This window comes from Lentisphaerota bacterium (assembly GCA_016873675.1).
GTDB lineage: Bacteria > Verrucomicrobiota > Kiritimatiellia > RFP12 > JAAYNR01 > VGWG01.
Genome location: VGWG01000112.1, coordinates 1 through 8,182, shown reverse-complemented (window position 1 = coordinate 8,182; position 8,182 = coordinate 1). Strand labels below are relative to the sequence as shown.

Here is an 8,182-nt window from a genome sequence, read left to right as displayed (position 1 = left end):
CTGCAAGCGCCGGTTTCAGGTTTCAGGAAGACGCAACATCGTGCGGTTCTACCTGACACCCGAAACCTGACACCTGAACACTCCGCATGCAAAACAGGGTTTTGCATGCGGCTCTCACCCCCACAGCGGCCGCGGATAGTGGCCCGCCTCGGCAAACTGGAGCAGGCGCGCCGCGACCGCAGAATGTTCCGCGCGGTAGGTCAGTCCCTGCCACACGCCATCCGTGCGCAGCACCTGTACATCGGCGAGTTCGCGCCGGATCAGATCGGCGACCACGAAGGGAATGTACCACTCGTCTTTGGCGCTTCCGCCGTGCTGCTGCAGCCACGCGGGAAACTGATCTTCCAGAATGTCGAACAGGCGCGGCGTGAAGCCCCAGAAGTTCATGGAGACCGCCTCGTCGCCGCTGAGGCGCGCCACCGGGCCGTTGGCTGGCCGATTCTCCACGCCCGCGCCGGCGGCGGCCAGTTGCGTCATCTCCGTGACATCCGCCAGCATCCCGTCGGCGCCGACCCGGCAGACCCCGCGCGATACCGTGCCATGCGTCGAGAGCGTCGCGCGCAGGGTGTAGCCGACCATCGCAAAACGGGCCTTGCCTCCTGTCGGCGCAGGCGTGGAAAAGAAGCCGGCCAGTTGCGCATAGGCGTCGCGGTCGTAGAAATCGTCGGCGTTAATCACGGCAAAGGGCTCGCGGACAACCGCCCGCGCCGCGCGCACGGCGTGAGCAGTGCCCCACGGCTTGTCCCGTCCGGGCGGCGGCGAGAATCCGGCGGGCAGGTCATTCACATCCTGATAGGCGTAGTCCACGGCAATCCGGCTGGCATAGCGGGCGGCAACCTGGCGTTTGAAGACCTCCGCAAAATCGCGGCGGATGACGAAGACGATCCGATCGAAGCCGGCGCGCAGGGCGTCAAAGACCGCATAGTCCATCAGCGTCTCGCCGTCCGGGCCGACCGGATCCACCTGTTTCAGCCCGCCATAGCGGCTCCCCATTCCCGCCGCCAGAATCAACACGGTCGCATGCATGAATCCTCTCCTCGCTTGTTTGGCATCACCCGATGGTCGTGCAGTATAGCCGTCCTTCGTTGACCCCGCAATAGTTTCCCCGGCAACAGCATTTCTAATTATGGAGATGCCACTTGCAGAAGCGGGCAAGAACGGTCACAATAGCCCAACGATGGTTGTTCTTCACGGTTCGTGGCTGGCGGACGAGTGGTTGCTTTGGGGGGAGGAAACCTCCGAGGTCGGCGGGGGACTGCGTGGTGACTGCGATCACACCCCGGCTGGCGACCCGTGTGTCCCGGGCGCACCGGAACCGTGGGGCTGCGACCGCGAGGCGCTGTCCCGGGCGCTGGCCGCGTTCGAATCCGGAGGGGCTGCGGAGCGCGCCGTTTCCGACGCCCGGATCTATTTCGCGCGCCTCCCGGCCAACGCCGGCCGCATCGCTTCGTCGCGGCAGTGGCTTCGTCGCGGCAGCGCCGGGGCGTCGGTATTGACCCTGAGGCGGGTTTGGGCGCTGCCGCTGCAGGTGAACGAGCTCTTTCTGGTGTTGGGCGCCACGTCCGAAGGGCGCCGGCTCGCGCCGGGAGTGATGGCCGGCAATGATATGGGAGCGTGGAGCGACCTGTTCCGGTTGGCCGGCGCCGTCGTGGCGCGCCGGCAAGTCCTGCCGGGGGTGCGCGCGGCAGGCGACGCCCCTGATCCGTGCGAGACCCCGATGCCCGGTGGCGTTCTGCCCGACACCGGCTACGAATCGCGCTGGGAGCCAGCCCTGGACCGGGCCGAGGTGCGGCGCTTCACTGTGCTCGCGGCGTGTCTGCCGGGTGCGGCGCTGGCCCTCTCGTCCGATGGGGCGTCCGCGCCCCACAGCGGCGATCCGCTTCAGGCTGCTGCTGCGGCCTTCTTCGATGAGGTCGTCGACCGGTTGGTGAGGCTGGCGTCGGTGACGACCCTGTCGCGCGCCCATGCGGAACGGGGCCGCACGTTCAGCGCGCACGACGCCTGGGGGGCGTCGTTGCGTGGCGACACCCGCGCGATCCGCTGGGAGAGCCCCGTCGAAATCGCGTCGCTCGCCGAAGAGATCGCGCGCTGGCGCCGCTCCGTTGATCTCGAAAGCCGTTCGCCGCTGCATCTCTGCTTTGAACTGGAAGACCCGCCGGGGGAGTCCGCCCCGTGGAGGTTGCGCTACCGGGTGGAGGGGCTCGGCCAGACGGATGAGGACCCGCGGACCGACTGGGAGCAGGCGTGGCACGACAACCGTGTGGATGCCGCCGGGCGCGAGAGCCTCCTCATGGCGCTCGGCCAGGCGGCGCTGATCGCCCCCATCGTGGATGCGGGCGACGGTGGAGTGACGGGGGCGACCCTGACAACCGATCAGGCCCACCGCTTCATGCGCAGCGACGCGCCGCTGCTGCAAGCCGCCGGTTTCGGCGTCAGGCTGCCGCCGTGGTGGCAGGGCGCCGCCTCCCACATTCAGGTCCTCGCGCGGGTCACGGCGGAGGGATCGCCCGTCGCCGGGTCTTTCACCCTGGCGTCGCTGGTGGATGTCGACTGGCAGATCGCCATCGGCGGCGAGCCGGTCACGGCCGTGGAGCTCGCTCGTCTCGCAGAGGCGGGACACGCGCTCGTGCGGTTTCGTGACCGCTGGGTCGAGGTCAACCACGGGCAGGTCAACGAGGCGCTGAAATTGTGGCGTCGCCAGATGCGCGAGGCCCGCGCGGCAAACGACATCATCCGCATGATGCTCGGCATCGATGGCGATGCGCATGGTCTGGCCGTCGCCGGCGTCGAGGCGGGGGGCTGGCTGGGCCAGCTCATCCGCCGGCTCCGCGGTGAAACCGCGCTGGAACCCCTTCCGCCGCCAGCCGGATTCTGCGGCACGTTGCGCCCCTACCAGGAGCGCGGCTACGCCTGGCTGGCGTTTTTGCGGCAATGGGGCTTGGGCGCGTGTCTGGCGGACGACATGGGGCTGGGCAAGACGATCCAGGCGCTGGCGTTGATCGCGCGGGAGCGGGAACAGGGCGAGCGTCGGCCGGTGCTGCTGGTGTGCCCGACATCCGTGCTCACCAACTGGGCGCGCGAGGCCGCCCGCTTCATCCCCGCCGTGCCCGTGCATGTCCATCACGGCGCGGGCCGCAGCGTGTCCGGAACCTTCGCCGAAGAGGCGGCGGCGGCGGGAATCGTTGTCACCAGTTACACACTTCTGCACCGCGACTATGCGAGCATCCGGCAGGTCGCCTGGGCCGGGCTCATCCTCGACGAGGCGCAGAACATCAAAAACCCCGACACGCGCCAGGCCCAGGCCGCGCGCGCGCTGCAGGCCGATTACCGGATCGCGCTGACCGGCACGCCGGTGGAGAACCAGGTCGGGGACCTGTGGTCGATCATGGATTTTCTCAACCCCGGACTCCTCGGCGCGCGCGCGGCGTTTCGCGAAACTTTCGCGCTGCCGATCAAGACCGGGATCGATCTGACAGCGCGCGACCGCTTGCGGCAGACGACGGCGCCGTTTGTTCTGCGGCGGCTCAAGACCGATCGCGACATCATCCGCGACCTGCCCGAAAAACGCGAGGCTTCGGTCTACTGCACGCTGACGCGCGAGCAGGCATCCCTCTATCAGGGGGTGCTGGACGAACTCGGCGCCGCGCTGAAGAACGGTGCCTCCGGGATCAGCCGCCGCGGCCTCGTGCTGGCCTCGATCACCCGCCTGAAACAGGTGTGCAACCACCCCGCCCATTTTCTGGGCGAGGACGGCGAGCTGGGCGGACGTTCCGGCAAGCTCGACCGGTTGCGCGAAATGCTGGAGGAGGTCGTTGCGGCCGGCGAGGGGGCGCTCGTATTCACCCAGTATGCGGCCATGGGGACGTTGTTGCAGCGGCACCTGCAGCAGGCGTTCGGCTGCTTTGTCCCCTTTCTGCACGGCGGCACGCCGCGCGCGGAGCGCGACGCGCAGGTGGCGGCGTTCCAGGCCCATGCGGGAGCGGCTGTGTTCGTCCTCTCGCTCAAGGCGGGCGGCACCGGAATCAACCTGACCCGGGCCAACCATGTGTTTCATTTTGACCGCTGGTGGAATCCGGCGGTGGAAAACCAGGCGACCGACCGCGCGTTCCGGATCGGTCAGACCCGCGACGTGATGGTGCACAAGCTGGTGTGCGGCGGCACGCTGGAAGACCGGATCGAGGCGATGATCCGGGAGAAGACGGCGCTCGCCGACGATCTGGTCGCGAGCGGGGAGTCGTGGCTGACGGAACTCAACGACACCGACCTGCGCGATGCGCTGGCGCTGGCGCAGGACGCCGTGGGGGAGTGGACGCCATGAGCAAAAGGAAAAAGCACGAGCCGCGGGTGCCGCTGCCGGTGCGGGGGGGGATTCGCGCGCAGGGGACGCGGAGCAGCCAGAGCCGTTCGTGGTGGGGGCGGCGCTGGATGCTGATGCTGGAGGGATTGCGGCTGGGCGCCCGGCTGGGGCGGGGCCGCCAGTATGCGGTGGCGGGGCAGGTCGCCGCGCTGACCCTCGGCGAGGGCTCGGTCGGAGCGGTGGTGCAGGGCGGCGCCCCGGCACCGTATCGGGTGACCTTCACGTTTCGAACGCTGGCTGATGGCGTTCGCGGCGATCTCTCGGCAGCGCTCGGCGCGCACCCCGCCTGGATCGGGCGATTGCTCGTCAACGATCTCCCCGTCGAAGTGGAGGCGCTCTTCCGCGACGCGGGGGTTTCCCTGTTTCCCGCGCGTCGCGGCGATTGGGTCTGCACCTGCACCTGCCCCGACTGGTCGACGCCGTGCAAACATGCGGCGGCCGTCCTCTATCTGCTGGGCGAGGCGGTCGAACGCGAGCCCATGCTCCTGCTCGATTTGCGGGGCATCAATCGCGGTGATCTGATCCCAGCGGCTGGCGACCGTCCCGGCGGCGGCGGGCTTCGACCGCCCCCGCCGGTGCCGGTTTGCGCGCCCGATCCGCCTGCGGATGCCGCCGCATTCTGGGGTGATCGCTGGACGCCGGCCGCCACTTTTGGCCCTCCGCCGGGGCGGATGGTGGCGGCGCCGCTCCTCACCCGCCTCGGCCCGCTGCCGTTCTGGCGTGGACAGGAGCGGTTCCGCGAGATGGTCGAACAGGTCTACGGGCGCGCGGTGACGGTCGCTCTGCAGATCTGGGGCGGCGAGCGCCCGGACGCCATCCTGCGCGCCGGCCGGCCGGCCGGGCCGCCCGGCGGCTTCGTGTTGCGCAAGCACCGCATGCAAATTGATCGGACCCGACTATGACAGGATCCCGCCCGCCTGTGACGATTGACACATCCAGCGACCCGGCGCCGACGGTGATCGGAAGCGCGAGGATGAGCGTGGATGACCCGATCGGCGATGCCTCAGAAACGCAGGTGTCGGCCGGCGTGGCCGGACTGCGGCGCGTGCTGCGCGCCGTGCTCTGCGGCGAGGAGATCGACGCCGCGCCGGTGGCTTGGCCCGCTGTCTGGTGGCAGGTCTGCCTGCACGATCTCGATGCCTATCTTTTTCCCGCGGTGCGCGTCTGGCCGGACGGCCTGCGGCCGCCGCCGCCGCTCCTGGAGCGCGCGCAGCAGGCGTTCCGGGCGCGGGCCGTCGCCGCCGTCCGCACCAACCGTCAGCTCGGCGCGCTCCTGGGTGCGCTGCGCGCGGCTGGCGTGGCGGCCATCCCGCTCAAGGGCTCCTGGCTCGCCGAGCAGGTCTATGAGGACATCGTCTGCCGCCCGATGAACGACATCGATGTGCTGGTCCGGCCGGCTGACGCCGCCGCCGCCGGCCTTGCGCTGGAGGCGGCCGGCTATGTGGCCACCGACGCCGGCGTCCCGGACGGATGGAGCAGGGAGCGGCATTTCCGGCATCCGGGCGAGCGCGCCGCCGTGGAGTTGCAATGGCACGTGTGGCATGCCACCCACAGCTTGCTGCGGCCGCCGGACGTGGAACGCCTGTGGGCCTCGGCATCACGCGCCGTGATCGCCGGCGTGGAGGCGCCGGTCCTCGCCCCCGCGGCGCACGCCGTCTACCTGATCTACCACCTGCTGGCGCACCAGTGGCGCTTTCCCGCGCGCGCCCACCTCGATCTCGTGCTGCTCGGCCGCCGTCACGCGCGGGCGCTTTCGGCCGGGGCGCTGGCCGCCGAGGCGCGCGCCTGGGGGTTGGGCTTCAGCGCACCGTTCGTGTGGCGGGTCGCGCACGACCTCTGCGGCGTCGAGCCGGCGGCGGCGCTCGCCGGCTGGGCGCCGGATGACCCCGCCTGGATGCGCGCGGAACGGCGCGCGGCCCTGGCGCTGGCGCTGCCGGAGAACCCCTGGCGGGTGCAGATGTCCCAGCGGCTCTGCGAATTCCGGAGCGCGCCGTGGTGGCGCAGGCTGGCGCTGGGGGCGGCGGCGATTGGGATCTCTCCGGAGAGCCTGAGGCATGCGCATCCCGTGGCGATGCGCTACGGCGGTCTGCCGGGCGGCTACGCCGTGCGGGCGTGGGATCTGGCGGTCCGGCGCACGCGCGATCTGATTCCCGTCGGCCGGCGGCGCGCCGCCGTCGCGGAGGCGGGCGACGACATGGCCGCCCGCCTGCGGCTCGACCGCTGGCTGCAGGCGCAGGAAGAAAAAAGCTGAAAATTGAAAGCTGAAAAACTGAAAGTGTGCAAGCGCCGCGATCTTTTGCGCTTTTGCGCATTTCAGTTTTCAGCATTTCGCCCCAAAAAGAGCGCTTGCCTAAAACAACAACAAAGGGTATCATCGGCACAAAAGTTTGCATCTTTTTGCGCCCCCTGTGTCACCATGCCCAGTCATAATTTCATCGCAGCCATGACTGGCGCAGCCATTATGATCATCGAGATCCTGGGGGTCAAGATGCTCGCGCCGTACAAGGAGGTGCAATCATGTTGATGTCAGTACAGGCCATCCTTTCGACAACCGGCGAGATTCATCTGCTGGAACCTGTTCATGTGGGACATTCCTGCCGTGCGATCGTGACGATCTTCGATGCGCCGGATGTGTCTGAAACGGCGTTACTCAGTCAGGAGGCGCTCGCCCATGATTGGGAACGACCCGAGGAGGATGTCGCGTGGGCACACCTGCAATAGGCGCCGTCGTCTTGGTCAGGTTTCCGTTTTCCGATCTTTCCGCCAGCAAACTTCGACCTGCGGTCGTGCTGGCTGGCGTGGATCGGGATGACTGGATCCTTTGTCAGATCACCAGCAATCCTTACTCCGATGCCCGCGCGGTCGAGTTATCCCAATCGGATTTTGTTTCTGGTAGTCTATTGCGAACGAGTTATGCGCGTCCTGGCAAACTCTTTTCGGCGAACACCATGATCGTTCAACGCGTTCTCGGCACGTTGCACGAGAAGAAACGTTCGGATGTCGTGGATGCCGTTGTTGCGATCCTCCGTGAAAAATCATGAGAACCCGGACGAACACACCACCTTCCACAAACCACCCCTGAATGGATCGCGGAGCCACTGGCATGTGGGGCCTGCGCTCGGCGCATGCCGTCGGGCTTGGAGCCGGGGCGCCCTCCTTGGCTCGCCGTAGCCTCTGGCGAAGGCGGCACCCCGGCCGTTGGCAAACCCGTGCGCCTGCCGGCCTGGGGGCAGGCCGGCTCCAGGCTGACGCCGGGATCGAACATTGCGGACGGGTAGGGCAGCGGCGTCTCGCCGCGCCGCAGGTGAATGGGAATGCAGAGAAAAGCTGAAAACAGAAAGCTGAAAAGCTGAAAGTGTGTCAGCGCCGCGATCCTTTGCATTTCTTCTCGCATTTCAGCATTTCAGTTTTCAGCTTTCAGCATTTCAGTTTTCAGCATTTCAGCATTTCACTTGAGAGTGCCAACTTCTCGGGCGCTCCCTGCGTCCGCTCCCCGCCCCCGCCTCCACATCCGTGGAGCGTGAAGATGAAAGAGCCGAACGCATTGTTCGGAATGCATTATGCGGGGGGGGTGGGGTAAATGTCAACCCCCTTTTTTACTTGAGAGTGCCAACTTCTCGGGCGCTCCCTGCGTCCGCTCCCCGCCCCCGCCTCCACATCCGTGGAGCGTGAAGATGAAAGAGCCGAACGCATCGTTGGAATGCACGATGCGGGGGGCAACCCCTTTTTTAATGGTAGCGGGGCTGCGGGGCCGTTGCCCAGTGGTGGCGTCACGGGGCCGTGCGAATCCGGTTCCGTGTCTCGAAAAGCGCGGAAAAGAGGTTG

General features: G+C 67.7%; 7 protein-coding genes. 6 read left to right on the top strand and 1 reads right to left on the bottom strand.

Going from position 1 to position 8,182, the window contains the following annotated elements:
* Positions 1-114: 114 nt before the first annotated feature.
* Positions 115-1,026, bottom strand: a complete 912-nt coding sequence (locus tag FJ222_10875) for a nucleotidyltransferase (GenBank protein ID MBM4164922.1) — start codon at positions 1,024-1,026, stop codon at positions 115-117.
* A 691-nt stretch (positions 1,027-1,717) separates the two neighbouring features.
* Here FJ222_10875 and FJ222_10870 point away from each other — a divergent pair.
* The 6 genes from FJ222_10870 to FJ222_10845 are packed head-to-tail and all read left to right on the top strand — an operon-like array spanning position 1,718 to position 7,398.
* Positions 1,718-4,318 (top strand): DEAD/DEAH box helicase, encoded by a 2,601-nt coding sequence (locus tag FJ222_10870; GenBank protein MBM4164921.1) that lies wholly within the window; start codon positions 1,718-1,720, stop codon positions 4,316-4,318.
* On the top strand, positions 4,315-5,259 hold the full coding sequence (locus tag FJ222_10865; GenBank protein MBM4164920.1) for a hypothetical protein: 945 nt from the start codon (positions 4,315-4,317) through the stop codon (positions 5,257-5,259). The genes FJ222_10870 and FJ222_10865 overlap by 4 nt, the downstream gene beginning before the upstream one ends.
* Complete coding sequence (locus FJ222_10860) at positions 5,256-6,608, top strand: nucleotidyltransferase family protein (protein MBM4164919.1); 1,353 nt, start codon at positions 5,256-5,258, stop codon at positions 6,606-6,608. The genes FJ222_10865 and FJ222_10860 overlap by 4 nt, the downstream gene beginning before the upstream one ends.
* Before the next feature lie 3 nt (positions 6,609-6,611).
* A complete protein-coding gene (locus FJ222_10855) occupies positions 6,612-6,881 on the top strand; it encodes a hypothetical protein (GenBank protein ID MBM4164918.1) in 270 nt (89 codons plus the stop codon).
* A complete protein-coding gene (locus tag FJ222_10850) occupies positions 6,875-7,078 on the top strand; it encodes a hypothetical protein (protein ID MBM4164917.1) in 204 nt (67 codons plus the stop codon). The genes FJ222_10855 and FJ222_10850 overlap by 7 nt, the downstream gene beginning before the upstream one ends.
* Positions 7,060-7,398, top strand: a complete 339-nt coding sequence (locus FJ222_10845; protein ID MBM4164916.1) for a type II toxin-antitoxin system PemK/MazF family toxin — start codon at positions 7,060-7,062, stop codon at positions 7,396-7,398. Before FJ222_10850 ends, FJ222_10845 begins: the two co-directional genes overlap by 19 nt.
* Positions 7,399-8,182 lie beyond the last annotated feature (784 nt).

Bases quoted from the DNA above. Each gene is read 5' to 3' on its own strand.
- FJ222_10850 (MBM4164917.1), top strand. From the start codon at position 6,875: ATGTTGATGTCAGTACAGGCCATCCTTTCGACAACCGGCGAGATTCAT.
- FJ222_10865 (MBM4164920.1), top strand. From the start codon at position 4,315: ATGAGCAAAAGGAAAAAGCACGAGCCGCGGGTGCCGCTGCCGGTGCGG.
- FJ222_10875 (MBM4164922.1), bottom strand. From the start codon at position 1,026: ATGCATGCGACCGTGTTGATTCTGGCGGCGGGAATGGGGAGCCGCTAT.
- FJ222_10860 (MBM4164919.1), top strand. From the start codon at position 5,256: ATGACAGGATCCCGCCCGCCTGTGACGATTGACACATCCAGCGACCCG.
- FJ222_10870 (MBM4164921.1), top strand. From the start codon at position 1,718: ATGCCCGGTGGCGTTCTGCCCGACACCGGCTACGAATCGCGCTGGGAG.